The organism is Pseudomonas sp. (assembly GCF_030698175.1).
Classification (GTDB): Bacteria; Pseudomonadota; Gammaproteobacteria; order Pseudomonadales; family Pseudomonadaceae; genus Aquipseudomonas.
The window spans coordinates 1-26,927 of the sequence record NZ_JAUYNT010000012.1 but is presented as its reverse complement, the minus strand read 5'-3'; the positions used below and the strand labels follow the sequence as shown (position 1 = coordinate 26,927).

Below are 26,927 nucleotides of genomic sequence, written 5' to 3'. Positions count from 1 at the left end.
CGCATATTTATCCCGACACCTGGGGAAATATCGCGGCGCGCATCCAACTATCGCGCGCTGCATGTCCGCACTTAATCCAGCGCGCGGGCCAACTGAATCAATTCGGCGCGCCATTCGGCGGCTTGCGGCAAGGCTAGAAAAGACGGATTTAAAAACGACTCCCGCGCCTCGTAGGTCAGCGGCGCGCCCTTTAAATCCAACACTTCGCCACCGGCGCCTTCCAGTACGCCCTGAGCCGCGGCGGTGTCCCACTGCGAGGTTGGCGCTAAGCGCGGGTAGCAATCGGCATTGCCTTCGGCCAGTAGGCAAAACTTCAGCGAGCTGCCGACATTGGCCAATTGCAGGTCGCCAAAGCGCTCGCTCAAACCTTCCAGCAAACGCTCCTGGGCGGGGCTGGAGTGGCGCTTGCTGGCCACCAGGGTAAAGGCCTCGGGCGGTGCTATACGCACAAATATCTGCTCGGCCTCGGCCTGCGGATCGGCACGAAACGCCCCCAGGCCCGCGCCGCCGTAATAGCAGCGACCGCTGGTGGGGATGCCTACCACGCCGAACACCACCTGACCTTGCTCGATCAGGGCGACATTGACGGTGAACTCCTCGCTGCCTGCGATAAATTCCTTGGTGCCATCCAGCGGGTCCACCAGCCACCAACGAGTCCACTGGCTGCGCTCACTCAGCGCAATATCCGCCGCTTCCTCCGACAGCACCGGGATCTCCGGCGCCAAGGCCTTGAGGCCGGCCAACAACAGATGGTGGGCGGCCAGATCGGCGGCGGTCACCGGCGAGGCATCGGCCTTTTCCGTAACCAGCGTGTCGTTACGCCAAAACGGCAGGGTGGCAATACCGGTTTGGCGGACTAGTTCGATTACGGCGGCTAGGTATTGATGACTCATAGACTGAATTCTCCACGCTGGGTGAGCAAATCGCGCACCAGATACAGGGCGGCCAAGGCGCGGCCCTCGCTAAATTGTGGGTGCTGCACCAGGCTCGACAATTCGCCCAGATTGACCCGCTCGACCCGCATCGGCTCCGGCTCATCGCCGGGCAAACTTTCCGGGTACAGATCGCGGGCCAGCACCACTTGGATTTTTTGGCTCATATAGCCCGGCGACAGGCTCAACTCGGTCAGCAGTTCGAGCTGACGGGCGCCGAAACCGGCCTCCTCCATCAGCTCACGGTTGGCCGCCACCAGCACATCCTCGCCCGGTTCGATCAGGCCTTTGGGCAGGGAAATCTGATAGTCGTCGGTACCGGCGCAGTACTCCTCCACCAGCAGGGCATGCTGCGCATCGGCCATTGCCACAATCATCACCGCACCGTAACCCGTGCCCTTGCTGGCCAGCCGCTCGTAGGTGCGCTCCACTCCATTGGCAAAGCGCAGTTGCAGCTCCTCAACCTTGAACAAGCGGCTGCTGGCGACTATTTCACGGGCAAGAACAGTAGGTTTCTGGCGCATCGGTAAACTCCTGTGACAAAGCGGGCAAAACGCAGTTGCTGCTCCTCAACCTTGAATAAACCGCGGCTGGCAACTATTACCGAGCGGGTTCGCGGGCGAGAACTCTGGGTTTCTGGCGCATCGGTAAACTCCTGGATGGAACCTGCAGTTATCATAACGCGGCTACGCCGATTATCCCCGGCGCAGATTGCAGCAGCGCGATGGCCACTCCCCCTTTAACGACCTCAGTCCAAGAGTTGACCATGATCCAACTGCCCTGGCCCGACATCGACACCGTGCTGCTCGACATGGACGGCACCCTGCTCGACCTGCATTTCGACAACCACTTCTGGCTCGAACACCTGCCGCAACGCTACGCCGAGCTGCATGGCATCAGCCGCCAGCAAGCCGAGGACGAATTGCTGCCGCTGTTTCATGCCCATGCCGGTCAGCTGCAGTGGTACTGCACCGACTTCTGGAGCCGCGAGCTGAAGCTCTCGGTGCGCGAACTCAAGCGCGAAGTGGCGCATCTGATCGCCCTGCGCCCGGACGCCGATACCTTTCTGGCCGCCCTGCGCGCCGCCGGCAAGCGGGTGGTGCTGATCACCAACGCCCATCGCGACTCGCTGTCGCTGAAACTTGAGCGGATCGAACTAGCGCCCTACTTCGACCGGTTGATCAGCTCCCATGACTATGGCTTCCCCAAGGAAGACCAGCAGTTCTGGCACGCCCTGCAGGCCGACTTTGGCTTCGACCCGGCGCGCAGTTTGTTTATCGACGACAGCCTGCCGATCCTGCGCAGCGCCCGCCAGTTCGGCATCGCCCAGTTATTGGCGGTGCGCCAACCAGACAGCCAGAAGCCGCCCAAGGACAGCGAAGAATTTGCCGCAGTGGAGGATTACCGCGAGTTGTTGCCATGAGACACCCAGTTCGATAACGACACCCAACGACCCAAGGCTTGCAGCCTGAGCGCTGAAACGGGAAGCTGCGGCCATGGATATCAAACAGCTTAAATTTCTCATCGCCCTGGACGAGACCCGCCACTTCGGCCAGGCCGCCACGCGCTGTCATATCACCCAACCAACCCTGTCGATGCGCCTGCGCAATTTGGAAGAGGAGCTGGGTTTGCCGCTGGTGCGCCGCGGTCAGCGTTTCGAGGGGTTTACCGCCGAGGGTGAGCGGATTCTGGCCTGGGCGCGCAGCCTGATGGCGGCCCATGATGGCCTGTACGCCGAGGCCTCGGCCTGTCGCGGGCAGCTGGTCGGCACCTTGCGCTTAGGGCTAGTGCCGCTCGGCGGCTTCGAGCCGATGCGCTTGCTCAGTCTGTTTCGCCGCCAGCACCCGAACCTGCGTTTTCAGCTGTTTGCCCTGAGCAGCGAACAGATTCTCGAAGGCCTGACGCGCAATCAACTCGACCTTGGCCTGTCTTATCTCGACCGCCTGGCCCGTGAGCAGTTCGACAGCTTGGAGCTGGCCGACACGCGCATGGGTCTGCTGTATGACCAGCGGCATTTCAGCTTCACCCAGACCAGTCTCAACTGGGAGCAACTGGGGTCGCTGCCACTGGGGCTGCTGTCCAGCGGCATGCATTTTCGCCAATCAATCGATCACGCTTTTCGCAGCCGTGGCCTGATCGCCCAGCCGCTGCTGGAAAGCGACTCGGTACACAACTTGCTGCAAGCGGTGAGCGCCGGCCTCTGTTGCGCGGTGATGCCACTCAACGGCGGCCTGGAGGTCGGCAATCCGCATTTGCGTCTGCTGCCGATTGCCGAGGCCCACACCCTCGCCCCATTGGGCTTGATCCTGCGCCGCAGCGCCCCGCGCTCGGCGCTGGCTGAGGCGTGTTTCGAGGAGGCGCGACGGGCGCTGGCGGATGAGTTGCGCCTCAGCGCCGACCGATAGAGCTGCTCGATCACGGCATCGGCGCTAGCGATTAGACGCTCGCCGGGGAAAGGCTTAGGCTGACTGAGTCAATTCGCCGCAGGTGTCTGTCATGTCGTGCCAGCTTGCTGTCTCCGCGCCCCTTGCCCCAACCCCCAGCGTCTATGCCTACGCTCAACCCAACGGCCCACAGGCTGCGGCGGTGTTGGCCCAGGAATGCGCACTGGCAATCAGCTACAACGGCATCAGCCAGGCGGTGATGATGGTCTCGCCCAGCGATCTGCAAGACTTCGCCGTCGGTTTCAGCCTCGGCAGCGGCCTGCTCAACTCCATCGACGACATCTATGACATTCGCCTGAGCGGCGCCGGCAGCGCCCGCCAAGTTGAGCTGAATATCAGCGCCCGCGCCTTCTGGGCGCTTAAACAGCAACGCCGGCAACTGGCCGGTAACAGTGGCTGCGGCCTGTGTGGCGTCGAGTCGCTGGCCCAAGCCTTGCCGCAGCTGCCGGTCTTGCCAAAGACAGCGTTACCGCCAGCCGCCCAACTGCAGAACCTGCGCGCCCGCATCAGCGCCGCGCAGTCCCTGGCCCGTGACAGTGGCGCCCTGCATGCGGCGGTATTCGTCGACAACCATGGCGACATCGTCCTGTGCCGCGAAGACATTGGCCGGCACAACGCCCTGGATAAATTGCTCGGCGCCCTGCAGCGCCAGCGGCTCGAACGCCGCAATGGCTTTGTGGTGGTCACCAGCCGCTGCAGCCTGGAGCTGATCCACAAGGCGGTGCGCGGCGGCATCAGTACTCTGGTCAGCCTGTCGGCGCCCACCGCGCTAACGGTCGACTGGGCGCGCCAGCACCAGTTGAACTTGATCCACCTACCCCAGCACAGCGCGCCACGGGTCTACAGCCCGGCGCCATCCGCCATCTGCGCAGAAGAGTCCCAGCCATGAGCCTGCAACCGCTAAACCCACGCTATAAACCCTATCGCGGCGCGGCGGCTGGCTGGGGCGCGCTGCGCAGCGTGGCCCACGCCTGGCTGGACAGTAAGCAGCCGTTCAAGAACCTGCGCGCCCTACTGAAGACCAACCAGCACGGCGGCTTCGACTGCCCCGGTTGCGCCTGGGGCGACTCACCGGAAGACGGACGCATCAAGTTCTGCGAGAACGGCGCCAAGGCAGTCAATTGGGAAGCCACCAAGCGGGCGGTGGACGCCGCCTTCTTCGCCCGTTACAGCGTCAGCCAACTGCGTGGGCAAAGTGATTACTGGCTGGAATACCAGGGCCGGCTGACCGAACCCATGCGCTATGACGCGACCAGCGACCACTATTTGCCGATCAGTTGGGACGCCGCTTTTGCCCTGATCGCCGAACATTTGCAGGCGCTCGACAGCCCCAATCAGGCCGAGTTTTACACCTCCGGCCGGGCCAGCAACGAGGCGGCCTACCTCTATCAATTGTTCGTCCGCGCATTCGGCACCAACAACTTTCCCGATTGCTCGAACATGTGCCACGAGGCCAGCGGCGTGGCCCTGAGCCAGAGCGTCGGGGTCGGCAAAGGCACGGTGACCTTCGCCGATTTCGAGCACAGCGACGCTATTTTCGTACTCGGCCAAAACCCCGGAACCAACCATCCACGGATGCTCGAACCGTTGCGTGAGGCGGTGCAACGCGGCGCTCAGGTGGTGTGTTTTAACCCATTAAAAGAACGCGGATTGGAGCGCTTTCAGCACCCGCAACATGCCCTGGAGATGCTCAGCAACGGCTCAGAACCGTTGAATACCGCGTTCTTTCGCCCGGCGCTGGGCGGCGACATGGCGGTGCTGCGCGGCATGGCCAAGTGCTTGTTGCAGTGGGAGCGCGAGGCGCCGGGCAGCGTGTTTGATCACGCATTTATCGCCGCGCATTGCAGCGGCATCGACGCTTATCTGGCCGCGGTGGATGCCAGTGACTGGGCGCATATCGAGGCGCAATCGGGCCTGCGCCAAGCCGAGATCGAGCAGGCGGCGCGGCTCTATCGCAACGCCGAGCGGGTGATCATGTGCTGGGCCATGGGCATCACCCAGCATCATCACTCGGTGGTGACCATTCAGGAAATCGCCAACCTGTTGTTGCTGCGCGGCAACCTCGGCCGTCCCGGCGCCGGTCTGTGCCCGGTGCGTGGCCACAGCAATGTGCAGGGTGATCGCACCATGGGCATTAACGAGCGGCCAGCGGCGGCGTTTCTCGATGCGCTCGAGCAGCGTTTTAAGTTTCAGGTGCCTCGTGCGCCTGGCCACAACACGGTAGACGCGATCAACGCCATGCTCGCAGGCCGCTCCAAGGTGTTTATCGGCTTGGGCGGCAACTTCGCCCAGGCCACCCCAGACAGCCCGCGCACCCATCAGGCGTTGCAGCAGTGCGCGCTGACCGTACAGATCAGCACCAAGCTCAATCGCAGCCACCTGACCTGCGGCCGGGACACATTGATTTTGCCCTGCCTGGGCCGTACCGATATCGACCGGCAAGCCGGCGGGCCGCAAGCGGTGACGGTGGAAGACTCCTTCAGCATGGTGCACGCCTCCCATGGTCAGCTCGAACCACTGTCGCCACAGATGCGTTCGGAACCAGCGATAGTCGCCGGCATTGCCCAAGCCTGCCTCGGCAAGCATCCGGTCGACTGGAGCGCGTTGATTGCCGACTACGAGCGTATTCGTGAGCTGATCGCCGACACCATCCCAGGTTTCAGCGACTTCAATCAGCGCTTAAAGCACCCCGGTGGTTTCTATCTGGGCAACGCCGCCGCTGAGCGCCGCTGGCAAACCGCCAATGGCCGCGCCAACCTGATCGGCAACCCACTGCCCGTCAGCCTGCTGCACGCCAAGGTACAGCAGAGCGGCGCGCAACCCGATCTGATCCTGCAAACCCTGCGCTCCCACGACCAGTACAACACCACCATCTACGGCCTCGATGACCGCTACCGTGGGGTTAAGGGCCAGCGCGACGTGATTTTGGTGAGTGCCGAGGACATTCGTCGCCTGGGCTTTGTAGCGGGGCAAAAGGTCGATATTTTCTCGCTGTGGGACGATGGCCATGAGCGCCGAGTGAATAATTTCACCCTGCTGGCCTTCGATACACCCCAAGGCCAAGCGGCCGCCTATTACCCGGAGACCAATCCACTGGTGCCGCTCGACAGCGTTGGCGTCGGCAGCCATACGCCGACCGCAAAATTTGTCGCCATCCGCCTGCGTGCCAGCCAGACCAGCGCGCGGATTGTTTAGCCCGGCGCACTGACGCCACGCAATGACGGCGCAGCAAGCACACCGCTATACTTCGCGGCTCTACGGGTAGAGTTCAATGGCATGCGCGGTCTTCGATTATTGCAGGTGGCGCTGTTTACCGGACTAGTTGCCGGGCTGCCGATTCACGCCGCCGAGCTGCAGCTTTGCCAGCATGCGCCGGACAAATATGCCTACCGCCTCGAGCTGACCAAGCTGATTCTGGCCCGCACCGCCGAGCGTTATGGTGAGTTGAGCATCGCCCCCAGCAGCCAAGCCGACCCCGCCCAGGAGCGCTGCCTGATGATGCTGCGCGACGGCTTGGTTGACCTGGCCTTCGTGCCGCCCACCGATCAGCGCTTGCGCGACTTTGCCATGCTGCCCTACGACCTGCACGCCGGCATGCTCGGCTACCGGGTACTGCTGATTCATAAGGCCGACGCGATGCGTTTTGCGCAGGTCAAGAATCTTGCCGACCTGCGCCAACTGACCGGCGGCTTTGGTAGCCAATGGAGCGATTTCGTCCTGTTTGCCCGCAACCAGTTGCCGGTGGTGGGAATGGCCAACCCGGCTAATCTGTTGGCGATGCTTAACAAGCACCGTTTCGACTATTACCACCGTGGCTTGAATGAGGCGTGGCGCGAGCTGGATGCCCATGCCGAGGAGTTTCCCGATTTAATCGTGGAGCCGCATCTGGCGCTGGTCTATGAGTTGCCGGTGTACTTCACCTTTAGTCGGGGCAATCCGCAGCTCAAACAACGCTTCGAAGACGGCCTGGCGCAGATCCAAGCCGATGGCAGTTTGCGCGCGTTATTCTTGCGCCACTACGGCGCAATCGCCGAGCAGGCGCAACTGCAAAAACGCACCCTGATACCGCTCAATTATCCCAACCCGGCGGGCCTGGCCCCGACCGACACAAGCCTGTGGTTGAGCCACTAAAACTGGACAACAATCGCCGCTCCGAGTTCCCGCTCAGCCCCCGCCGTTAGCCAGTAGCCGCGCAGGCCGTGACCTTGCACCCAGTCCCGACGAATGGATTTGCTAATTGACAAACAGCCGCTCAGCATGCCTGACATATCCACCCACGAGCGCAATATCATGAAGTTCGCAGCAGTGTTTCTTCTCCCTCTTACCCTTTCCGCAGGCCTGGCATTGGCCGGTAGCAATACCGAAACCGCAGTCGGCGGCGCCCTCGGTGGCGTGCTCGGTACGGTAGTCGGTGAACAGATTGGTGGCAGCACCGGTGCCACCATCGGCGCCGGAGTCGGTGGCGCGGCCGGTAGCGCAGTCGGCGCGAACAAAAACAACCGCACCGAGGCGGCCATTGGCGGCGGCCTCGGCGCGGCCGGTGGCCAAGTCATCGGCAACAAGGTTGGCGGCAGCAACGGCGGCCTGCTCGGCGCCGGTGTTGGCGGCGCGGCGGGCGGCGTCCTCGGCAACATCTATGGCGGTGGCGACGATGATGATCGGCACTCCGGCGGCTCGCATTATCGCGACTACGATGATGGCCACGACAATGGCTATCACCGGGGCTGGAACAAGAAGCACCACAAGAAGCACCATAACGACTGATCACCAAGTGGCTCAACGACCAAGCCCGGCCACTGCGCCGGGCTTTTTCTTTGTCCCCAGAGGTTGCGTCTAAACCCGCTGCGGCTATCGCCAATCCGTATAACCCGTCTCCTGAGATTCGTTTTAGTATCGAACCATGAACACGACAGAAGAGGACGCATATGCAGATAGCCAGATTCAACAGCAGCTTGCCGCTCTCGACGCAGATCATCCAAAGCAGGACAAGCGGCGCAGGCACCTGAACCCCCGGTGAAGCCGGAACAGGCAAGCCACGTCGTCGGTCGCGCCAGTGATCGAGTCAACCAGCTACAAGTCGGCTGCGTACAAGGTCAGACCAATAGCCGTACGTCTGCCATTCAGTTATGCAGTGTTAAAGGCCAGCAGAGCCGATCAATGCTTACTTGGCTGCACTAGGCATGAGTAAGGTGAGAAAGCGCTGGATTTAAGCAACTCATACTGCAACTGCGTGACAACGTAACCGGCAACCCGCTGACCAACATTACAGATAACAACGGCCTGCAATGGCCACCCGCAGACGTACAACCGGGCAAACCGGAGTTACACCTTGATACCAGTGCTGAACTGCACCACGCAGACACGCACAAACAACCGCCTACGGGCGGTTTTTTTATGGCTCTGCACCCGTTATGCGTTGCGAGGAACCCTTCCCGAGAGGGAATCAGCCTTGATACCTGCGCTGCCTGCACCGACCAATCGCGGATAAATCCACTGCTACAGGGTTGGCCAGCCGATGAAATTGTTGCCGGTGCCGGGCTTGTGTAGGAGCGGATTTATCCGCGAAGCAAGCGTGAGCACGCTGACAATCCTGCAGGGCCACAACCATTCTTTTTCCCATATTCATCTGGGTCAAAAACCAGAGACTGCAGGACTTGCGCGTTGCAACACGTAACTGGGACATAGATTTTTTTATGGCTCTGCACCCGTTATGCGTTGCGAGGAACCCTTCCCGAGAGGGAATCAGCCTTGATACCTGCGCTGCCTGCACCGACCAATCGCGGATAAATCCGCTCCTACAGGGAGGCAGCCGATAAAGTCATTGCCCCGCCAGTGACTGCTGCGCCCACTGCCGCACGGCGGCGTAGGGGTAGTTCTCCAACACGGCAAAGCCGTGAATACCGCGCGCTTTGAGCTTGGTAAACAGCGGCACGCTGATACCGCAGAGAAAGCGTGTCAGGCATTCGGCGCTGGCCGGCTGGCCCTTAAGCGTTTGATGGCGCTGATCGAACTCACCACACAGTTGCGCAAGATTTAGCCCGGCCAAGGCCGGCAACACTGGTGGCTCTGGCAGCTGTGCGACTCGACCACTGCACACCGAACAATGCCCGCAACGCAGCGGCGCCTGGGTATCGCCAAAGTAAGCCGCCAGGCGCTGGCTCAGGCATTGCTCGCTGGCGAACAGCGCCAGCATGGCGTGAATCCGGGCGATTTCACTGGTTTCTTTGCCCTGAAAATAGCCATGCAACTCACGGCTCAGCGCCGCCGGGTCGAAGTCCGCTTGCAGCAGGGCGTAGACCTCGGTCATCTGCTTGCTTTCCAGCTCGATCCAGCCTTTTTCCTGGAAGTAATCCAGCGCCTTGACCACTCGACTGCGCTCGGCCTGATGGGCTTGATAGAGGGCGTCGAAATCCACCGTGCACCAGGTGCGGGCGCGACTGGAGCTGTGCACCAGCGCCTCGACGAACTGCCGGCGTTCACCGCTGAAATGCGCCAGCAGCGCCTCGGGTTCGAGCAGGTATTTAAATTTGTACTCGGCAAAATAGGCGTAACGCGGGGCGATAATGCCCTTCAGCTCCAGCTGTACCAGCAGGGTCTTCAGCGGTAGCTGGCGGATATTGCTCTGCTCCGACAGGGCATTGAGCAGCAGCTCCCATTGCTGTCCAGCGCCGGCCGCCTGCAACTCATCGAGCACGCAACGGATGCCGTCCAGCTCTGGCGTGTCGCCGTAGACGAAATTCTCCAGCACATTGAGGCTGTCGCGATTGGCCAACACCAGGCAGTCGGACGGCTGACCATCGCGACCGGCGCGGCCAATTTCCTGGCTGTAGTTCTCGATGGATTTGGGCAGATCAAAATGCACCACATTGCGGATGTCACTCTTGTCGATGCCCATGCCAAAGGCGATGGTGGCGACGATGCAATTGAGCTGACCGGCCATAAACTGCTGCTGAATCGCCTCGCGGCGCTCGTGGGGCATGCCGGCGTGATAGGCGTTGGCGGGAATACCCCGTTGGCTTAAATGCTCGGCCACCTGCTCGGCGGTTTTCTGCAGGGTCACGTAGACGATGCTCGGCTGGCCGGCGCGTAGCGCTAACCACTCCACCAACCGGCGCTGCTTGTCGCGGCCACTGACCGGCTCCACCAGCAGATTCAGATTGGGCCGATAGAAACCTGTGGTGATCACATCAGCGGCAGCGATGGCGAACTTGGCCTGCATGTCGGCGATCACCGCTGGCGTTGCGGTGGCGGTCAGCAGCAGCGCCTGGGGGATGCCGAACTGACGTTGGTAGTCGGGCAACTTGAGGTAGTCCGGGCGAAAGTTATGCCCCCATTCGGAGATGCAGTGGGCCTCGTCGACCACCAGCAGGGAGATCGGCACCTGCTGGATAAAGTGGCGGAAACGCTCGTTCTTCAACCGCTCCACCGAAATCATCAGCACCTTCAGCTCGCCGGCCTTGGCCCGCGCCATCACCGCACTGGTTTGCTCGCGGCTCTGGGCCGAGTCGATGCTGGCCGCGCTGATGCCACGCTTGGCGAGAAACGCCAACTGGTCCTGCATCAAGGCCAGCAGCGGTGAGACCACCAGGGTCAGGTGCGGCAAATGCAGCGCGGCTAATTGATAGCACAGTGACTTGCCCGAACCCGTGGGAAAGATCGCCGCCGCCGAACGACCGGCCAGCACCGCGCTGATCGCCGCCTCTTGGCCGGGGCGAAACTGTTGGTAGCCAAAAACTCTGTCGAGGGTTGCGTACATAAGCTGTCACTCCATTGACCGCGACTGGGGCCATAAGGGTAGCGCGGCGGGGGAAGTCTGCGCGGGCGCGATCATAGCCCGTAGCGCAGAAGGAGTCCGGCAGATACCGACCAGCACCGGCAGTTTTAGCCGAGCCATAGCGACTTCAGGCTGGGCGCGCCGTCCTAGTCAAGCTAGGCTAGTGACCTTTTCAGCGCAGGGGAATGCCGCCATGACCGACCAGCCCGATAACCAAGCCACTGGCCCACTCGGCGATGAACCGCTCACCAGCAGCGAAGCGCGGGTGCTCGGTTGCCTGATCGAAAAACAAGCCACCACCCCGGAAAGCTACCCGCTGACCCTGAACGCCGTGGTGCTGGCCTGCAACCAAAAAACCAGCCGCGAACCGCTGCTGAGTCTCACCCCCGGCCAAGTCGGCCAGAGCCTGCGCAGCCTCGAAGGCCGTGGCCTGGCGCGTTTGGTGATGGGCAGCCGCGCCGATCGCTGGGAGCAACGCTGCGAGAAAACCCTGGAGCTGGTGCCCGCGCAGGTCATTCTCAGCGGCTTGCTGCTGTTGCGTGGCCCGCAGACGCTGAACGAGCTGCTGACCCGCAGCCAGCGCATGCACGACTTCGACGACCTGGCCGATCTGCAGCATCAACTTGAACGCCTGATCGCCCGTGGCATCGCCTGCCAGTTGCCGCGCCAAACCGGTCAGCGCGAAGAGCGCTATATGCATCTGCTCGGCAACCCGGCCGACCTGCAAGCCGCCCTCAGCGCCCGCCCGGTCGAGCGCAGCGACAGCCACGGCAGCAGCAGCGCGGAACGCTTCGAAGCCCTGGAAGCCCGCATCGCCGCCCTGGAAGAACGCCTGGCACAACTCGAATCGACAGACACCGATACCGAGCGGTAAAGGCTTAACCGCCGAGGCATATGCCCCAGCGGGCGGTTTAAGCGCGCCCGCCAGCGCCTAGATGCTAAAACGCGCCACCGCGCCATTCAGCGCCACCGCCATCTGCGCCAGCTCTTGGCCGGCGCTGTTGGTGTGCTTGGCGCCCAGCAGTACTTGCGCGGACAGATCGCGAATACCCATCAGGTTGCGATCCACCTCGCGCGCCACCAACGCCTGCTGCTCGGTAGCGCTGGCAATCATCAGATTACGGTCATTGATCTGCGAGATCGACTGGGTGATTTCGTCCAGCGCCGCGCCCGCCGCCTCGGCCACCTCCAGCGTGGCGCGGACCAGGCCGCTGCTGCTTTGCATGGAGTTGACCGCGTGTTCGGTATCGAGCCGAATATTGCCGATCAGCTGCTCGATCTCTTGGGTCGATTGCTGAGTGCGATGGGCCAACGCCCGCACCTCATCGGCCACCACGGCAAAACCGCGGCCCGCATCGCCGGCGCGCGCAGCCTCGATGGCGGCGTTAAGGGCGAGCAAGTTGGTTTGCTCGGCAACCGAGCGAATCACATCCAAGACCTTGCTGATGTCCTGCACCCGCCCGGCGAGTTGCTCGATACGCTCGCTGGTGCCGGTCACGCCAGTGGCCAGCTCGCCAATCGACTGCACAGTTTTTTGCACTTGCTCGCGGCCACGCTGCGCCGTTTGCTCCAACTGCTTGGTTACCTGTGAGGTATTCACGGCGTTGCGCGCCACCTCATCGACCGCCGCAGTCATCTGGTTGACTGCCGCAGCCGCCTGCTCGATCTCCATACTTTGCTGCTGCAAGTTGGCGCTGGTTTCACTGCTCACCGCGCTGAGCTCTTCAGAGGACGAGGCGACCTGGTCAACCGAGGTCGAAATTTGCCGAACGATGCTATTCAACCCCTGCTGCATCTCGCGCATATCGGCCAGCAAGCTGTCGTGATCGCCGGCGCGCACCGGCACCTGGGTGGTCAAATCGCCCTTGCTGATCTGCCGTACCACCCGTGCCGCGTCCAACGGCTCGCCACCCAGCGGCCCGAGAACACTGCGGGTGACCAGTACAGCGGCGCCAGCCACTAAGGCCAAACAGCCCAGCAGCAACGCAATCATGCTGGTGCGCGCACTGCTGTAAAGCTCCTGGGCCGCCTGCTCACGCCCGGCAAAGACCTGTTCTTGCAAGGCCATCAGCTCATCCAGGCTTCGGTAGACCGCCAACTCCGCTGGGATCACCTGGTTCTGCAATTGCCGTGCGGCCTCCTCCGGCTGGTCCGACCTGATCAAGCCCAACACTTCAGTGAACGCTGCCACATAGGCCTGACGATGGCCTTTTAACTGCTTAAACAACGCCTGGCCCTTGGGCAGATAGAGCAAGGGCTCGAGCTTGTCCAGCGCCTCGGTGATGCGCGCCTTGGTGCTTTCAATGGCTTGCAGGGCTTGCTGGTTGTCTTTATTGATCAGCAGATCGCGGGTGTTCCTGGCGTTATCGCGCACGCCGGTGGCAACCAGCATGATCGGCCCAATTTTCGGCCAGTCCTGCTTAACAATGCTCGTGGCTTGGTCTTTCAGCGTTGCCAAGCCGCTCAAGGCGTATAGCACCAGCAGCAATAACGCCACGGGCGCAATGCCAAAGCCGAGCATCATTCGCGTCGCAGTAGTTAATTTTGTCATTAGCAGATCGCTCCCTAACCGAGGTCCATAGCATCGGCCGAAGCCTAGTAAACTTTACCGCTCGCTGCCGATGGCTTTTAATCAGCCGACCTTTTGCCCCAGATGGCTGCGCCCAGCAGCTATTACCCTGATAACGGACAGCCCCCAATGGCCGCAAGTAGCCTGTTTACCCTGATTGATGACATCGCCAGCGTGCTCGACGACGTGGCGTTGATGACTAAAGTGGCGGCCAAGAAAACCGCCGGCGTACTGGGTGACGACCTGGCCCTCAACGCCCAGCAAGTCAGCGGCGTTAACGCCGACCGCGAGTTGCCAGTGGTCTGGGCGGTGGCCAAAGGCTCGTTCAAGAACAAGCTGATCCTAGTGCCGGCGGCGCTGCTGATCGGCACCTTCGCCTCTTGGGCGGTGATCCCGCTGCTGATGCTCGGCGGCGCCTACCTGTGCTTTGAGGGTTTCGAGAAACTCGCCCATAAGTACCTGCACAGCGCCGCCGCCGACGCCGCCCATCATGCGGAGTTGGTCGATGCCCTCAGCGATCCGGCGGTTGATCTGCTGGCGTTTGAGCAAGACAAGATTCGCGGCGCGGTGCGTACCGACTTTATTTTGTCGGCAGAAATCATCGTCATTACCCTCGGCACCGTGGCCGGCGAGCCCTTTATCAAACAGTTCACCGTGCTGGCCTTGATCGCCGTGGTGATGACCATCGGCGTTTACGGCCTGGTGGCCGGCATCGTCAAACTCGACGACGCCGGGCTGTATCTGAGCCGCAAGACCTCCAGCGCCCTGCGCGCCCTCGGCAATCTGTTGCTCCGCGCCGCACCCTGGCTGATGAAAAGCCTCTCGGTGATCGGCACTGCAGCGATGTTTATGGTCGGCGGCGGCATCCTCACCCACGGCGTGCCGGCGGCCCACCACCTGCTCGAACAGCTGGCCAGCAGCGCCGGCAACCTGCCCGCCATCGGCACTGTGCTGGCTGTGTTGACCGCGCCGGTGCTTAACGGCATCGCCGGTATCCTTGCTGGCGCCGTGGTGCTGGCGCTGGTCAGCGGCGTGACGTGGATTGGCGGCGCAATCAAGGCTAAGTAAGCCGTCCATGCGCCGCGCTTAGAGTGCAGCAGTCGGCAGCAATCCGTGCAACTTGTGCGGGTTGCGCTGCATAAACAAACGCACCACCCGCCCGTGATTCACCTCACAGCACAGCAGGCTAATCAGTTTGCCCTGACTGAAAAACACCAGCGCCGGCGCGCCGTTGCACTGCACAAATTGTGCGCCCATCGAGCTGTCGGCCTTGCGCCGCAAACCGTCGAAGAAACGCATGATTTTATCGGCACCATAAATCGGCCGTAACGCCGCCAGCACTATGCCGCCACCATCGGAAAGCAGCTCGGCATCGCCGGCCAACAGCTGCAGCAACCCCTGGGTATCGCCGCTCATGCAGGCAAATAGGCATTGCTGCGCCAGCTGCGCATCGCCCGGATTCGCCTGTGTCGAGCGCTGCGGGCCGAGCCTTTGCTGCGCCCGCTCGAACAATTTGCGGCACGCCGCCGGGCTGCGTTCGACCAGATTGCCCAACTCGTCATAGGGATAACCGAACACCTCGCGCAGCACCCACACCACCCGCTGCAAGGGCGTCAGATGTTCGAGCACTAACAAAAATGCCAGCGATAAAGTTTGCCAACGACCATGCACCTCCTCGGGTGCGGCAGGCAGCGCATCGAGCTGCGGCTCGGGCAGCCAAGGGCCGGTATAACTGACGCGCCGGCGGCTGCGCAGTTGGTCGAGGCAAAGGTTACTGAGCATGCGCGTCAGGTACGCCTGCGAATTGTCTGGCAGCAAACGCAACGCCTGCCAGCGCAACCACAGCTCTTGCAGCGCGTCCTCGCCATCGCTGCGGCTGCCCAGCAGACGATAAGCCAATGCCAGCAAGCGTGGGCGCTCGGCGAGGAACACCGACAAATCACTCATACACACTCCTGCTCAATTGTTGGCGCCACCACCGGCGGACGCGGCCACAGATACAGCCGCCGACCAGAGGCCAGCTCCCAGCGCGGCACCACCCAGACCATGGCGCACAGCAGCCACTTGATCAACGCCGCACGGCGCCCGCCGAGCCAGCGCGGCCGCTCAACGTCATAGGCATCGGTCAGCTGCCAGATGCCATCGCGGCGGCCCAAACTAACGCAACGCATCACATAGGCAAAGGCCAATGGCTGCGTCGGCCGGCCGTGCAGCCAGTCGCCCAGCGCCTCGCCGGCATGCCCACCGGTCGGCATCGCGCTGGCGCAAGAGAGCCGCTGCGTGCGCCCATCGCCGAGAGTCACCGCCGCGCAATCACCGGCGGCCCACGCATTGGCAAAGCCTGTAACCCGCAGATCAGCCGCCACCCGCACTCGGCCATCCGTCGTCAACGGCAGGCCACTCTCGGTCAGCAACGGATTGGCCCGCAGCCCGCCACACCAGAGACGTCGCTCGCAGGCGAGGTAATGACCATCATCCAACCACAGCCCCTGCTCATCCGCAGCGACCACCCGCGCGTTGAACACCTGCACGCCCAGGCGTTGCAACACACGATTGACATGGGCACGACTGGCCGGGCAAAAGTCCGCCAGCGGCGGTGGGCCGATCAGGCTGACCTGCAATTTTGGATAACGCTCGGCCAGTTCGCTGGCGCACTCAACCCCGGCCAGCCCGCTGCCGATCACCGCCAAATGGCCGCCCTGCGCGGCCAACTCACGCAGCTCGGCGGCACGTTGCGCCAGCGGCTGGGCAAAGCTCAACGGCCAGCAATGCTCGGCGCCCGACCATTGCGGCAGTTGGCTGACACTGCCGAGAGCGCAAATAACCCCGTGATAGCTCAAGCTACGCTGGCCCTCGGCCGTCTCCACCAGCACTTCATTAGCCACCGCATCCCATGCCAACACACGGGCCTGGATAAATTCTATCCGCGCCTTCGCCAGCAACGGCGCCAGCGCCGCGCGCTTGACCCGATGCCCCGCCAAGGCTTCGTGCCAGCGGATGCGCTGCTGCAGATACGGCTGATCGCTAATCAGCACGATGCGTGCCTGCGGCGCCTGTTTGCGCAAGCGCGAGGCGGCCATTAAGCCGGCATAACTGCCGCCCAGAATCAGAATCGGAAGGTCGGACATGCTCAGTTTCCTTGAGTAGGTCCAACCAGACGAACAGCCCCATGCGTTTGTGACGTGCGAACCAACAAACACAGCAATACTCCCCGCCGATGCCGCACTAAAGGCCCGCAGATATAAGCGCCATCAGCAAATATCCACCACCCGCCCGCCCATTGCTTAAAGCTGACCCATACTCAGCCAAAGACAAAATTCGAGGTGCGCAATGGCAAAAATCATCAGCCTGTTGCTGGCAACGTTATGCAGTGCCGGCGTGCTGGCCGCCGAGTTGCAGGTGGTGCTGCAGGACGCCAAGGGCCAGCCGCTGAGCGATGCGGTGCTGTGGATCACCCCGAGCAGCGCCCCGAGCAGCGCCGCCAACGACCAGCTCAATGGGCTAATGGACCAGCAAAAACGCAGCTTTGTGCCTTACGTTTTAGCCGTACAACGCGGCACTACCGTGCGCTTCCCCAACTCCGACCCGATCAACCACCACGTTTACTCCTTCTCGCCGGCCAAGCGCTTCGAACTGCGCCTGCATCATCAGGGCGAAGGGGCCCAGGAGGTGCTGTTCGATCACGTCGGGCTGGTGACCCTGGGCTGCAACGTGCATGACTGGATGCTCGGTTTCATCTTGGTGGTCGATAGCCCCTGGTTCGTGCAGACCGACGTCAACGGCCGCGCCCGCTTGCACTACAGCCCCGCCAAGGACCAGCAACTCAATCTTTGGCACCCGCAGCTGGCCAACACCGAAGCCAGCCTGGCCCGGCCAGTGCCTACCAACGGCATGGCGCGGATCAACTTAACCCAGCCACTCAAGCGCGACCCGCGCCCGTCTGTGCCGCGCAAACCAGCCCGGCCGAGACTCGGCGGCGGCGGGTACTTGCCATGAACCTGAGTCTGCGCAACCGCATACTGGCGTTCTTTATCGGCCTGTTGCTGGTGATTTTATTGCTGGTACTGGCGCTGGTGCAGCGCTCGACCTACCAACATACCCGCGAGCAAATCAGCCAGCAGCTGCAATTTGCCCATACGGTGCTGGCCAATGAGCTGCAAGGTCGCCGCCAAGCGCAGAGTGCTCTCGCCGAATTGATCGCCAAAGACTTCACCCTGCTCGGAGAAATCGCCGACCTGATCGACAGCCCCGAGCAACAGGCACAGTCACTGTCGGCCTCGCTGGAGTCCTTTGCCGCCCGCAGTCAGGCTAGTTTCGCCCTGGTCAGCGCGCCCGACGGGCGGATTCTGGCGGGCACCAGTGAGCACCTGCATCCCGGCCAACGTCTGCCCTGGGCGAGCATGCTGCAAGGCAATGAACCCAGCAGCCATGAACAACTGGTGTTGCAGGGTGGTCAGGTCCTGCATATCAATGTCACGCCAATCTTTGCGCCGCGGCCGAACTTGCTCGGCTGGTTGGTAATGGCATTTGTGATTGATGATCGCGCCACCCAGCACTGGGCCGAACTGTCCGGCGCCGATGTGGCGGTACTGGCCGGCCAACCGGGTAACTATCAGGTGCCGGCGACTAATCTGTCGGCCGCCGCCCGTGCGCAACTGGCCAGCAGCCTGTTACCCGCCGACGACGGCGGGCTGCTGCTGGAGTTGCAAGGCCAACAACAGGTGGCCTACCGCGCGCCGCTGGCCGGCACCGATGGCGAGCTGCAACTGCTGCTGTTGCGCTCGCTGTCTGATGCGCTGGCCAGTTACCAACCGCTGCAATGGCAACTGGCGGCGATCATCCTCGCCGCCCTGTTGCTGGCCAGCATCGGCGCCTGGCTGATCGCCAGCACCGTCAGCCGGCCACTCAGCCAGATGGTCGAGAGCGTACGGCGGATCGCCAGCGGCGACTATCAAGCGCGCGTCGCCGAAAATGGTGGCAGCGAAGTTGGCCTGCTGGCCCGCGAGTTCAACCATATGCAACGAGACATCGCCGAGCGCGAGGCGACCATTAGTTTTCTCGCCTACCGCGACCCGCTGACCAGCCTGGATAACCGCAACCGCTTTGTCGCCCGCCTGCAAGCCGCCCTGGCCAATGCCCTGCCCGGCGCCGGCGTGGCGGTGCTGCTGATGGATCTGGACAACTTCAAAGACCTCAACGACACCCTCGGTCACGACGCCGGCGACCAGCTGTTGTGCCTGCTTGGTGAGCGCTTGCTCCAGCACCTGCGCGCCGGCGACGGTCTGGCCCGTTTGGGTGGCGATGAGTTCGCGGTACTGATAGCCCCCGCCGATCCGCACGCGGCATTGGCCGCCGCCCATCACTACCACGAGCTACTGACCGAGCCCTTTGCCGTGCGCGGCATCAGCATGACGCTGAATGCCACCGTCGGCATCGCGCTTTCCCCCGACCACGGCGAAACCGCCGGCAGCCTGTTGCAACACGCGGAAGTGGCGATGTATTGGGGCAAAACCCAGCACAGCGACCTGGCCCTGTACCGCGCCGAACTCGACAGCCATAGCCTGCTGCGCCTGGCGCTGATGAGCGAACTCAAGGGGGCAATTGAGGAGGGCCAGCTGAGCCTGTACTTCCAACCGAAACTGACCATCGCCTCACGCACCCTACTCGGCGTCGAGTGCCTGGTGCGCTGGATTCACCCGCAACACGGCTTTATCGCCCCGGATGAATTTATCCCGCTGGCCGAGCAAACCGGCAACATCTGCGCCCTCACCCGCTGGGTGATCCGCACCGCGCTGGCGCAGATCCGCGTCTGGCAGAGCGAAGGGCTGCAATTGAAAACCGCGGTGAACATCTCCGCCCTCGACCTGCTCAATCCCGATTTCGCCGCCTTTATCACCAGCCAACTGCAAGAGCATCAGGTCGACCCGGCCAGCCTGGTGGTGGAAATCACCGAAAGCGCGGTGATGGCCGACCCGGCCTTGGCCATGCAACAGCTGGAAGAGCTGCGCCGACTGGGGGTGAAACTGTCGATTGACGACTACGGCACCGGCTACTCATCGATGGCGCAACTAAAACGCCTGCCGGTGCATGAACTGAAAATCGACCAGTCCTTCATCAGCGACCTGCTGAGCAACCCCGACGACGAAATCATCGTCCGCTCCACCATCGAACTGGCCCACAACATGGGCCTCAAAGTGGTCGCCGAAGGCGTCGAAACCCAAGCCGTACTGGAACAACTCGACCGCCTCGGCTGCGACATCGCCCAAGGCTACCTGCTGAGCAAACCCCTGGCCCCGGCGGCCTTCGCCGAATGGCTGGCCAAGTGCCCGTGGGCGTTGCCGCGCGGCTGAAATAAGGCGTTGTAGCGGTTAAATGCTGCGACTCTTCCTAGACTGTGGTCGCCGCCGGCAATCCGCCGACGCCTCGGGCACTATGTTCTACGGCCGCTGCAACAGCTGATCACCCACCCGCACCACCGGGCAGTTGGCGATAATCCCGGTCGGCCGCACGCTCACCCGACCCTCCTCCTGCGCTTGCAACAAGGCATCGGCCGAGCGCAACTCGGTGTGCGGGCCGCGCAACCAGCGCACCTCATACACATGCCACAACGGGCTGTAGGCTGGGTCTTGATTGCCCGCCCCCAACGGCAACGGAATCGACGGCAACACACTGGGCTGGCTGCCATCGACAAACTTATAGACTCGATCAAAAGTCGCCAACGGAAACGGCCCCGGTGCATCCGGCAAGGCATTGGCCAGGCGCGGCACATAGTTGGCCTGCATCTTCGCCGCCATCGGCGCATCGGAAATATCCGTGGTGATGTAGTACACCAACTGCCCGTCGTACCAACCCGGCAGCAACGGCAACTCGACCCGCGACAGATCCGCACCGGCGCAACCACCCAGCAACAAAGCACCCAACAACGGCAAAACGAAAAGACGACGCATAAAGTGCTTCCTGGCTTGCGACTGATGACAGTTGAGTCTAGTTGCTGCCGATTGTTACAAGGGGCGTGGTCAGCGCCTCTTTAAGCCGCGCCACAATACCCGCACGCTAAAGAGTGACTTCGCCCTGCGGCGCGGTTTACCCTCGTCGCAAATGTGACTGCCTGCTCAGTTTCACCCGCACTGTCGCTCGGCCAAGGGCTGCGATAGAAGGTCAAAGGAATGCCATGAAACACCAGGACTGGGAACGCGACGGCCAGCAAAACCCCCTACGCGCAAACCGCGACGACGCCCTCAGCGTCAACGACTGGCTGCGCCAGCGGCAACGACCGAAACGCAGCGCCTTTTGGCGCTTCGCCAACGTGCTGGGCGTACTCGGCATCTTGGCCTTGGCGGCTTATCTACTGGCCGAACACAACGGCCTCAATCAACTACTTCACCGTCAAACCCAGGGCCTGCTCAATCCCGCTCCGCCGGCCATAGCCCTAAAACCCATCGACTTGCAGCAACCCATAGCGCCTCAACAGCCGCGCCAGCCGGCCAACGCACGGCCCGATCAGCTGCCACAAAACACCGAGCCAACACCTCGGCGCGGCATGGTCTCCGCCGAATACTTAGCCCAATACCGCGCCGACCAAGCCAACAGCAACAGCGCCCCCGCTCGGCAAAACGTCGAGCGCGATAGCACACTACAACGGATACCCAAATGGGATGGCAACGGCCAATACCTCGCGCAATGGCAATCGATCAATAACCGCATCGACAGCAGTAGTGTTTGCAGCAATCACAAGCGCGGCTCAATCGACTACCGAGGTTGCCGCAAAGCGGCCAAGGTCTATTTTCGCGAACAGTGCCGGGCGTGGAAATTGAGCTGGGAACGTGGCCGAGAAGAACACAGCAAGCAGATGGAACAAAGATATTGCAGCGCGGCTAATGGGTTTAGCCCGATGGGGTAACACAAAGTCAACTAAACATAAAAGGGATAGCAAAATGGCCACTCTTGATAAAAACAGCGTTATCAGCACATGCTTATTTCATATCAACGTAGATAAAAACTCAAAAGAAGAAATCAAAACAGACTTAAACATTTTAGACCTAGAAACATACTTAGAAACTCTCCTAGTAGAAATAAATAGCAAAGAACAAAAGAGATTATTTGAGGTATCAATACAAGACTCAGCATTTAAAACAACAATAACGACCATATCCGCAACATCGAAATTAGATACTGAAAGCATAGGAGAAGCACTTGCAGAAAGGCTACTACAAAAAGAAAAAGACGTATCCATAAAGTATGGCCACTTAAGTAAAAATGACGGCATACATGTAAAAGTAGGAAGTTTTTTACAATTCACCTATACCGAAAATGGAAATTTACGCTATATAGGCGTGAAAGTTGATCACCAAGTAATACTTGACCAAGCCGATTTTAAGAAAAAAACAGGCCTTGGCCTATCAGAGAAAATTTATAAAGCCTTTAAAGTTGAATTTAATGCTGAAAAAAAACCAGAAAATATCTATATATATGACTCCAAATCAAAACTGACGCAATATTGGTGGCACGAATTCCTCGAACTAAAAGAAAAAAACACAGACACGCACAACACTTCAACTGCATCACAGGCCGTCATTTCAAAAATTGCAATATTAAAAAAAGATTTCCCACAGGATCATACAATCCTTAGAAATGCCACCATTGCGGCCTTCAAACAAAACGGCAGTATGGATTACACAAAGTTCATTGACGATAATTTTTTAAATTACACATCAGATAACCCCGAGTTCGAAAAAAAGAAGCCGCAGCTATTAAAAAAACTACATGAACTACCCGAGACAAAAGGCTTTGACACTTTATTTAATCTTGTACCATCAGCAGTACCTTTTAGAAAGACAACCTACAAGCTGTCTCAAGACATTGCGCTGATCATCAAAGATGGCATCGGGAAGTTAGACGAGAAAGTCTGGGCGGAAAGAACTGCAGACGGCCGACACCTTGTAGTGATCGAATCAAATGAGTCACGAAACTTCAAACTCAAAGAAAGAGTGCTTTGAATGATCTCGGTATACTTGAACCATGAAAGGTCAACCGCTAAAAATATCGAAATAAGTGAAAGCCTATCTAGATTTTCACTTAAAATCGAACCACAGGCACATTCATGGCGCTTTATCGAGACTTTCTTATATGAATTAAAAAACATATCACCAAGAGACACATTTGAATTAACTCTAGAAATAGATGGTCATTGCAAAAAAATAAGCGAGTGCTGCAGGGCGGATTTCGCAATAATAGAGGACCACTATAATGAAAACCAAGAAGACTCATCACAAATAGCAGTATACCTGCTCATACGAAAAAACATTATAGAGCAAGAACTTTCAATATATAGCTTACAGGATTTTACTAGAACCTTTTGCGAGCTCGATCTTTTACAAAAAATCAACGCCCTCTCTAGTGTATTTACGGACAGGCTTCACTTCAAAGTATTTGAAATGATTGAGGAGTTCGGAAGCAATACAATAATATTTTCGCAACATACAAATAAATCACCACCACTGACCCCTCTGCAAAGAATAGACAGAGAGAGCAAAATCTCTCTCTTCAAAGAAAATACAACATTCATAAAACTCCAATATACGTTTACTCCCGACGACTTCAACGTCACTATAAAAAATAGCATCCCTCAAGATTTAAAGGACTTCTTTACAAAAGCAAAATCGCTTTACTCCCTAGCCTGCATATCAAACACAACTGAAGTTACCGATGATAAAAAGATACGCTTCAAATTTAACGGATATAAAACATTTACAACTCCGGATAGCTTGCCAGACGAAATAAATGAAAACGCTGATATAGCTTACAAAATTTATGACTGGGCGTACGCTGAAGGCCGGTGCGGAGATAAACTCGGACTCGTCAGAAATATATTCACACTTAACGCACAAAAAAAATATATTGATCTAACGCAATCCACCTGGCATACAATTCAATCAAACTACGAAATATATCTAAAAGACAACATAAGCCAATATCTTGAATTAAAAAGCAAGCTGTTAGAATTCGTAACGGACTTCAACAAAAGAACATTGGAAATAACAGATGCATTCACAAATTCATTTCAAAGCAGCACAATAGGCTTCATCACATTTATCGTAACAGTAGTTGCAGTCAACGGCCTAAAGGATGCAGGCACTGAGAAAATATTCTCAATCGAATATTTATTAATATCATTACTCATCTGCGCCATATCAACCATCTGGATGCTAATTTCCAGATCAGATACGAAAAGCAGGATACATTATTTAAGCACCCAGACAAAAGAAGCAGTGGCAAGCACTTATAAAAATATACTTAGCGAACATGAAATAAATGAAACAATAGATCCTACAATTAGCAGCATAAAATCATATACCGGCGACAGGATTTTTAAATTCACCGCACTATGGATCACCTCTACAATATTATTTATAGCACTGTTTGCCTTTGGCTTTAAATTTACCAACACGGACAAACCAATAGCCGAAGAACAAAAAACATCAAAAACAATACCTGCCGACAACGATAACTTACCAAAAATCTTAGTCCTCAAACAAACGCCACCCAGCAATAATTGAAACGAACAATCGGGGGCAGACTCCGACTTTCAATCCATACGAGTTGCTCTCCTGCTACAACTACTAGCCGTAACATCCACACTGACGCGGCCATTTATTTCGCCCTTACGGCGAGTTACTTTCTCTTTGCTTGCGCGAAAGAGAAAGTAACCAAAGAGAAAGCGCACCCGACATCCGGATCTGGCTACGCCAGACTTCCCTCGCTCCGGCGCTGCTCCGAGGGTCGGCAAGACGGGCCATCCTTGGCCCAACATGCCTCGTTTGGCATCCTGCCAAACGCCCCTCTACGCAACACCTGCGCTCGGCCTCCTGACGGGGCCTTTAGACCGAGTTGTCTGGCAGTTCTTTAATTGCCTTTGACTTCGCCAAATCAAAAACCAACACCCTTCGGGGTCGAGCAAACAAATCCGCGCCGGGACAACGCCCCTTTCAGGAGGCCGAACGGAGTCGTTGCGCAGCGGGTTGAGCGGCAGGATGCCGCGAGAGCTGCGTTGGGCCATGGATGGCCCGTCGCAGCGTGCCCACGGAGCAATGATGGAGTAAGGGTACCCGCCGCAGGCGGGCCGGATGCATGGGGCAAGCCTTTTTGGTTACTTTTGGGGCGACTGCCAAAAGTGACGCGCCGTAAGGGCGCAACGCAGCGAAGCGGAGTAACAGCCGCAGGCTGGCCCGCAGGGCGAGCGCAGCGAGTCAACCAATCATTCAGGCGACCCAGGTGCGGCGTCAGAGTGCTGTATTAAAAACAAAAGCATCGCGGCTAAAGCCCCTCCCACGAAAACCAGCCGCAGGCTGACCCACAGCGAGTCAACCGATCAAACGACGCCGATGCGGCGTTCGGGTGCAGGCATATGCACTGCCGGCAGGGCCGCATCGCGGACAGCAGCCGTTCCCTACGGCTTGCTGCATTTCCCACATCCCTGTGGGTCACAAGTCCGCTCCTACAAAAGCCCGTTCGGGTGACGATGCGGCTGGAGCGCCCTAGGCGCCAGCACCTGCGCCTCGGCCTCTTCACTGACCTTCGGTGAGGAGAAGATCAGGTAGCCATCCTCGACCTTACCAAAGCGCAGTAGAGCCAGGTCGAGCAGGTAGTTTTGGTAGAGCTTCCAGGGCGCCCGGTCGCCCTGCTTGGGCAGTTTGCCGGCGGCGCGCTGGATGTAGCCGGAGGCGAGGTCGAGGAAGGGCGCGTCGGCCACCTCGCCACCGCTGTTGCGCGGGGTGCATTGGCGCATGCCGATGGCGTCCATATGGTTGATCAAACGGCAGAAGTATTCGCTGGAGAGGTCGGCCTTCAGCGTCCAGCTGGCGTTGGTGTAGCCGAACACCACGGCCATATTGGGCAGGTCGCGCAGCATGATGCCGCGATAGCCCATGCTCTGCGCGACATCGAAAGGCTGACCATCGACGGCCACCGCAATGCCACCAAACATCACCAAATCCAGGCCGGTGGCGGTGACTATGATGTCGGCCTTGAGCTCCTGCCCGGAGGCCAGGCGGATGCCCTGCTCGGTGAAGCTGTCGATGTGCTCGGTGACCACCGAGGCCTTGCCCTCGCGCAGCACCTTGAACAGGTCGCCATCGGGCACCGCGCAGACGCGCTGGTCCCAAGGTTTATAATTCGGGCTGAAATGGCGCATGTCAAAGTCTGCCCCGAGCTGACGCTTGGCCTGGCCGAGCAGCAACTTGCGGACGAAATTCGGGAAGCGCTTGGAGAGCTTGTAGAAGACCATTTGAATGGCCACGTTGCGCCCACGGGCCAAGCGATAGACCAGTTTCTCCGGCAGCCAGCGGCGCAGAAAATTAGAGATCCGGTCCTCCCTGGGCAAGCTGGCCACGTAGCTGGGTGAGCGCTGCAACATGGTCACGTGCTTGGCCTGCTCGGTGAGCGCCGGCACCAGGGTAACGGCGGTGGCGCCGCTGCCGATCACCAGCACCTCTTTGCCGCTGTAGTCGCACTCTTGCGGCCACAACTGCGGGTGAATGACGGTGCCCTTGAACAGCTCGCGGCCTTTGAACTGCGGGGTGTAACCGGCTTCGTAGCGGTAGTAGCCGGTGCACATCAGCAGCTGTTGGCAGCTAAAGGTGCGCGGGGTTGGCTCCTCGGCGCATTGCACTTGCAGGGTCCAGCGGGCGCTGGCTGAACACCAGTCGGCCTTGAGCACTTTGTGCTGGTAGCGGATGTGCTGGTCGATGCCGTTCTCGCGGGCGGTCTCGTCTATATAGCGGCGGATCGAGGGGCCGTCGGCGATGGCTTGCGGGTCGCTCCAGGGCTTGAAGTTGTAGCCGAGGGTGTACATGTCCGAGTCGGAACGGATGCCTGGGTAGCGGAATAAATCCCAGGTGCCACCGAGGGCGGCGCGGCCTTCGAGAATCCCATAGCGCTTGCCGGGGCAATGCTTCATCAGGTGATAGGCCGCGCCGACGCCGGAAAGGCCGGCACCGATAATCAACACGTCCAGATGTTCAGTAACCATGCAGGCTCCTCACTCAATGGGCCGCGGCCCGGATGCGCCAGCCTAGCAGCCTGTCGGACTTAGGACTGTCCTACTGCGGAAAAGCCGGACTTGGTCATTTTTCGCGCTCTTTTTCGTTAAAGAGAGCGACTATTCGCCTCAAAAGAGCGCAAAAACTGCCTCAAACCGGTCTTTCCCTCGC

The 26,927-nt window shown here is 59.6% G+C and carries 21 protein-coding genes and 1 pseudogene; 13 read left to right on the top strand and 9 right to left on the bottom strand.

Annotated elements, in window-relative coordinates; all coding sequences use genetic code 11:
* Nucleotides 1-71: 71 nt before the first annotated feature.
* Both cysQ and nudE read right to left on the bottom strand, forming a co-directional pair.
* Nucleotides 72-893 (bottom strand): 3'(2'),5'-bisphosphate nucleotidase CysQ, encoded by an 822-nt coding sequence (gene cysQ, locus Q8R10_RS05770; protein WP_305651870.1) that lies wholly within the window; start codon nt 891-893, stop codon nt 72-74.
* Nucleotides 890-1,456 (bottom strand): ADP compounds hydrolase NudE, encoded by a 567-nt coding sequence (gene nudE, locus Q8R10_RS05765; protein ID WP_305651869.1) that lies wholly within the window; start codon nt 1,454-1,456, stop codon nt 890-892. The genes cysQ and nudE overlap by 4 nt, the downstream gene beginning before the upstream one ends.
* 242 nt (nt 1,457-1,698) lie before the next feature.
* Here nudE and yrfG point away from each other — a divergent pair, with 242 nt between their 5' ends.
* The 6 genes from yrfG to Q8R10_RS05735 all read left to right on the top strand — a co-directional run bounded on the left by yrfG (nt 1,699) and on the right by Q8R10_RS05735 (nt 8,140).
* The gene (gene yrfG, locus Q8R10_RS05760; RefSeq protein ID WP_305651868.1) at nt 1,699-2,355 is read left to right on the top strand and encodes a GMP/IMP nucleotidase; all 657 of its coding nucleotides are present in this window, start codon (nt 1,699-1,701) and stop codon (nt 2,353-2,355) included.
* A 73-nt stretch (nt 2,356-2,428) separates the two neighbouring features.
* Nucleotides 2,429-3,337, top strand: a complete 909-nt coding sequence (locus tag Q8R10_RS05755; protein WP_305651866.1) for a LysR family transcriptional regulator — start codon at nt 2,429-2,431, stop codon at nt 3,335-3,337.
* A 91-nt stretch (nt 3,338-3,428) separates the two neighbouring features.
* The gene (fdhD, locus tag Q8R10_RS05750; protein WP_305651864.1) at nt 3,429-4,265 is read left to right on the top strand and encodes a formate dehydrogenase accessory sulfurtransferase FdhD; all 837 of its coding nucleotides are present in this window, start codon (nt 3,429-3,431) and stop codon (nt 4,263-4,265) included.
* On the top strand, nt 4,262-6,571 hold the full coding sequence (locus Q8R10_RS05745) for an FdhF/YdeP family oxidoreductase (RefSeq protein WP_305651862.1): 2,310 nt from the start codon (nt 4,262-4,264) through the stop codon (nt 6,569-6,571). Before fdhD ends, Q8R10_RS05745 begins: the two co-directional genes overlap by 4 nt.
* Nucleotides 6,572-6,652: 81 nt before the next feature.
* On the top strand, nt 6,653-7,507 hold the full coding sequence (locus tag Q8R10_RS05740; RefSeq protein WP_305651861.1) for an ABC transporter substrate-binding protein: 855 nt from the start codon (nt 6,653-6,655) through the stop codon (nt 7,505-7,507).
* A gap of 159 nt (nt 7,508-7,666) precedes the next feature.
* Nucleotides 7,667-8,140: a glycine zipper domain-containing protein gene (locus Q8R10_RS05735; RefSeq protein WP_305651859.1), complete on the top strand. Its 474-nt coding sequence runs from the start codon at nt 7,667-7,669 to the stop codon at nt 8,138-8,140.
* A 1,054-nt stretch (nt 8,141-9,194) separates the two neighbouring features.
* Here the strand turns inward: Q8R10_RS05735 and Q8R10_RS05730 are convergent.
* On the bottom strand, nt 9,195-11,132 hold the full coding sequence (locus Q8R10_RS05730) for an ATP-dependent DNA helicase RecQ (protein ID WP_305651857.1): 1,938 nt from the start codon (nt 11,130-11,132) through the stop codon (nt 9,195-9,197).
* Between the two features lie 211 nt (nt 11,133-11,343).
* On the opposite strand from Q8R10_RS05730, the gene Q8R10_RS05725 reads away from it, so the two are divergent.
* Nucleotides 11,344-12,024 carry a YceH family protein gene (locus Q8R10_RS05725; protein ID WP_305651855.1) on the top strand — a complete coding sequence of 227 codons (681 nt, stop codon included), beginning with the start codon at nt 11,344-11,346 and terminating at the stop codon, nt 12,022-12,024.
* A 57-nt stretch (nt 12,025-12,081) separates the two neighbouring features.
* On the opposite strand, the gene Q8R10_RS20815 is transcribed toward Q8R10_RS05725, so the two are convergent.
* Together Q8R10_RS20815 and Q8R10_RS20810 are read right to left on the bottom strand one after the other, a co-directional pair.
* The gene (locus tag Q8R10_RS20815; RefSeq protein WP_371133293.1) at nt 12,082-12,786 is read right to left on the bottom strand and encodes a methyl-accepting chemotaxis protein; all 705 of its coding nucleotides are present in this window, start codon (nt 12,784-12,786) and stop codon (nt 12,082-12,084) included.
* A gap of 423 nt (nt 12,787-13,209) precedes the next feature.
* A pseudogene (locus Q8R10_RS20810) lies at nt 13,210-13,701 on the bottom strand (MCP four helix bundle domain-containing protein); the annotation flags it as partial.
* Between the two features lie 147 nt (nt 13,702-13,848).
* Here Q8R10_RS20810 and Q8R10_RS05715 point away from each other — a divergent pair.
* Complete coding sequence (locus tag Q8R10_RS05715) at nt 13,849-14,787, top strand: DUF808 domain-containing protein (protein ID WP_305651851.1); 939 nt, start codon at nt 13,849-13,851, stop codon at nt 14,785-14,787.
* Nucleotides 14,788-14,805: 18 nt separating this feature from the next.
* Here Q8R10_RS05715 and Q8R10_RS05710 read toward each other — a convergent pair whose 3' ends face one another.
* A complete protein-coding gene (locus Q8R10_RS05710; protein ID WP_305651849.1) occupies nt 14,806-15,666 on the bottom strand; it encodes a sigma-70 family RNA polymerase sigma factor in 861 nt (286 codons plus the stop codon).
* Nucleotides 15,663-16,847 carry an NAD(P)/FAD-dependent oxidoreductase gene (locus Q8R10_RS05705; protein ID WP_305651847.1) on the bottom strand — a complete coding sequence of 395 codons (1,185 nt, stop codon included), beginning with the start codon at nt 16,845-16,847 and terminating at the stop codon, nt 15,663-15,665. Before Q8R10_RS05705 ends, Q8R10_RS05710 begins: the two co-directional genes overlap by 4 nt.
* Nucleotides 16,848-17,049: 202 nt before the next feature.
* Between Q8R10_RS05705 and Q8R10_RS05700 the strand changes: the two genes are divergently transcribed.
* Both Q8R10_RS05700 and Q8R10_RS05695 read left to right on the top strand, forming a co-directional pair.
* Nucleotides 17,050-17,715, top strand: coding sequence for a methylamine utilization protein (locus tag Q8R10_RS05700; protein ID WP_305651845.1), 666 nt, complete (start codon nt 17,050-17,052; stop codon nt 17,713-17,715).
* The gene (locus Q8R10_RS05695) at nt 17,712-20,069 is read left to right on the top strand and encodes a bifunctional diguanylate cyclase/phosphodiesterase (protein WP_305651843.1); all 2,358 of its coding nucleotides are present in this window, start codon (nt 17,712-17,714) and stop codon (nt 20,067-20,069) included. Before Q8R10_RS05700 ends, Q8R10_RS05695 begins: the two co-directional genes overlap by 4 nt.
* 87 nt (nt 20,070-20,156) lie before the next feature.
* On the opposite strand, the gene Q8R10_RS05690 is transcribed toward Q8R10_RS05695, so the two are convergent.
* The gene (locus Q8R10_RS05690) at nt 20,157-20,666 is read right to left on the bottom strand and encodes a hypothetical protein (protein WP_305651841.1); all 510 of its coding nucleotides are present in this window, start codon (nt 20,664-20,666) and stop codon (nt 20,157-20,159) included.
* 224 nt (nt 20,667-20,890) lie between these two features.
* Here Q8R10_RS05690 and Q8R10_RS05685 point away from each other — a divergent pair, with 224 nt between their 5' ends.
* Genes Q8R10_RS05685 through Q8R10_RS05675 form a run of 3 tightly spaced genes read left to right on the top strand, consistent with a single transcriptional unit; the run spans nt 20,891 to nt 24,275 of the window.
* Nucleotides 20,891-21,619: a hypothetical protein gene (locus Q8R10_RS05685; RefSeq protein WP_305651839.1), complete on the top strand. Its 729-nt coding sequence runs from the start codon at nt 20,891-20,893 to the stop codon at nt 21,617-21,619.
* 34 nt (nt 21,620-21,653) lie between these two features.
* On the top strand, nt 21,654-22,715 hold the full coding sequence (locus Q8R10_RS05680) for a hypothetical protein (RefSeq protein WP_305651837.1): 1,062 nt from the start codon (nt 21,654-21,656) through the stop codon (nt 22,713-22,715).
* Nucleotides 22,716-24,275 (top strand): hypothetical protein, encoded by a 1,560-nt coding sequence (locus tag Q8R10_RS05675; protein ID WP_305651835.1) that lies wholly within the window; start codon nt 22,716-22,718, stop codon nt 24,273-24,275.
* Nucleotides 24,276-25,213: 938 nt separating this feature from the next.
* Here Q8R10_RS05675 and Q8R10_RS05670 read toward each other — a convergent pair.
* Nucleotides 25,214-26,746: an NAD(P)/FAD-dependent oxidoreductase gene (locus tag Q8R10_RS05670; RefSeq protein WP_305651833.1), complete on the bottom strand. Its 1,533-nt coding sequence runs from the start codon at nt 26,744-26,746 to the stop codon at nt 25,214-25,216.
* Nucleotides 26,747-26,927: the final 181 nt, after the last annotated feature.

Bases quoted from the DNA above. Each gene is read 5' to 3' on its own strand.
- Q8R10_RS05695 (WP_305651843.1), top strand. From the start codon at position 17,712: ATGAACCTGAGTCTGCGCAACCGCATACTGGCGTTCTTTATCGGCCTG.
- Q8R10_RS05680 (WP_305651837.1), top strand. From the start codon at position 21,654: ATGGCCACTCTTGATAAAAACAGCGTTATCAGCACATGCTTATTTCAT.
- Q8R10_RS05735 (WP_305651859.1), top strand. From the start codon at position 7,667: ATGAAGTTCGCAGCAGTGTTTCTTCTCCCTCTTACCCTTTCCGCAGGC.
- Q8R10_RS05670 (WP_305651833.1), bottom strand. From the start codon at position 26,746: ATGGTTACTGAACATCTGGACGTGTTGATTATCGGTGCCGGCCTTTCC.
- Q8R10_RS05685 (WP_305651839.1), top strand. From the start codon at position 20,891: ATGAAACACCAGGACTGGGAACGCGACGGCCAGCAAAACCCCCTACGC.
- cysQ (WP_305651870.1), bottom strand. From the start codon at position 893: ATGAGTCATCAATACCTAGCCGCCGTAATCGAACTAGTCCGCCAAACC.
- Q8R10_RS05710 (WP_305651849.1), bottom strand. From the start codon at position 15,666: ATGAGTGATTTGTCGGTGTTCCTCGCCGAGCGCCCACGCTTGCTGGCA.
- nudE (WP_305651869.1), bottom strand. From the start codon at position 1,456: ATGCGCCAGAAACCTACTGTTCTTGCCCGTGAAATAGTCGCCAGCAGC.
- Q8R10_RS05755 (WP_305651866.1), top strand. From the start codon at position 2,429: ATGGATATCAAACAGCTTAAATTTCTCATCGCCCTGGACGAGACCCGC.
- Q8R10_RS05725 (WP_305651855.1), top strand. From the start codon at position 11,344: ATGACCGACCAGCCCGATAACCAAGCCACTGGCCCACTCGGCGATGAA.
- Q8R10_RS05705 (WP_305651847.1), bottom strand. From the start codon at position 16,847: ATGTCCGACCTTCCGATTCTGATTCTGGGCGGCAGTTATGCCGGCTTA.
- Q8R10_RS05675 (WP_305651835.1), top strand. From the start codon at position 22,716: ATGATCTCGGTATACTTGAACCATGAAAGGTCAACCGCTAAAAATATC.
- yrfG (WP_305651868.1), top strand. From the start codon at position 1,699: ATGATCCAACTGCCCTGGCCCGACATCGACACCGTGCTGCTCGACATG.
- Q8R10_RS05745 (WP_305651862.1), top strand. From the start codon at position 4,262: ATGAGCCTGCAACCGCTAAACCCACGCTATAAACCCTATCGCGGCGCG.
- Q8R10_RS05715 (WP_305651851.1), top strand. From the start codon at position 13,849: ATGGCCGCAAGTAGCCTGTTTACCCTGATTGATGACATCGCCAGCGTG.
- fdhD (WP_305651864.1), top strand. From the start codon at position 3,429: ATGTCGTGCCAGCTTGCTGTCTCCGCGCCCCTTGCCCCAACCCCCAGC.
- Q8R10_RS05700 (WP_305651845.1), top strand. From the start codon at position 17,050: ATGGCAAAAATCATCAGCCTGTTGCTGGCAACGTTATGCAGTGCCGGC.
- Q8R10_RS05740 (WP_305651861.1), top strand. From the start codon at position 6,653: ATGCGCGGTCTTCGATTATTGCAGGTGGCGCTGTTTACCGGACTAGTT.
- Q8R10_RS05690 (WP_305651841.1), bottom strand. From the start codon at position 20,666: ATGCGTCGTCTTTTCGTTTTGCCGTTGTTGGGTGCTTTGTTGCTGGGT.
- Q8R10_RS05730 (WP_305651857.1), bottom strand. From the start codon at position 11,132: ATGTACGCAACCCTCGACAGAGTTTTTGGCTACCAACAGTTTCGCCCC.
- Q8R10_RS20815 (WP_371133293.1), bottom strand. From the start codon at position 12,786: ATGACTGCGGCGGTCGATGAGGTGGCGCGCAACGCCGTGAATACCTCA.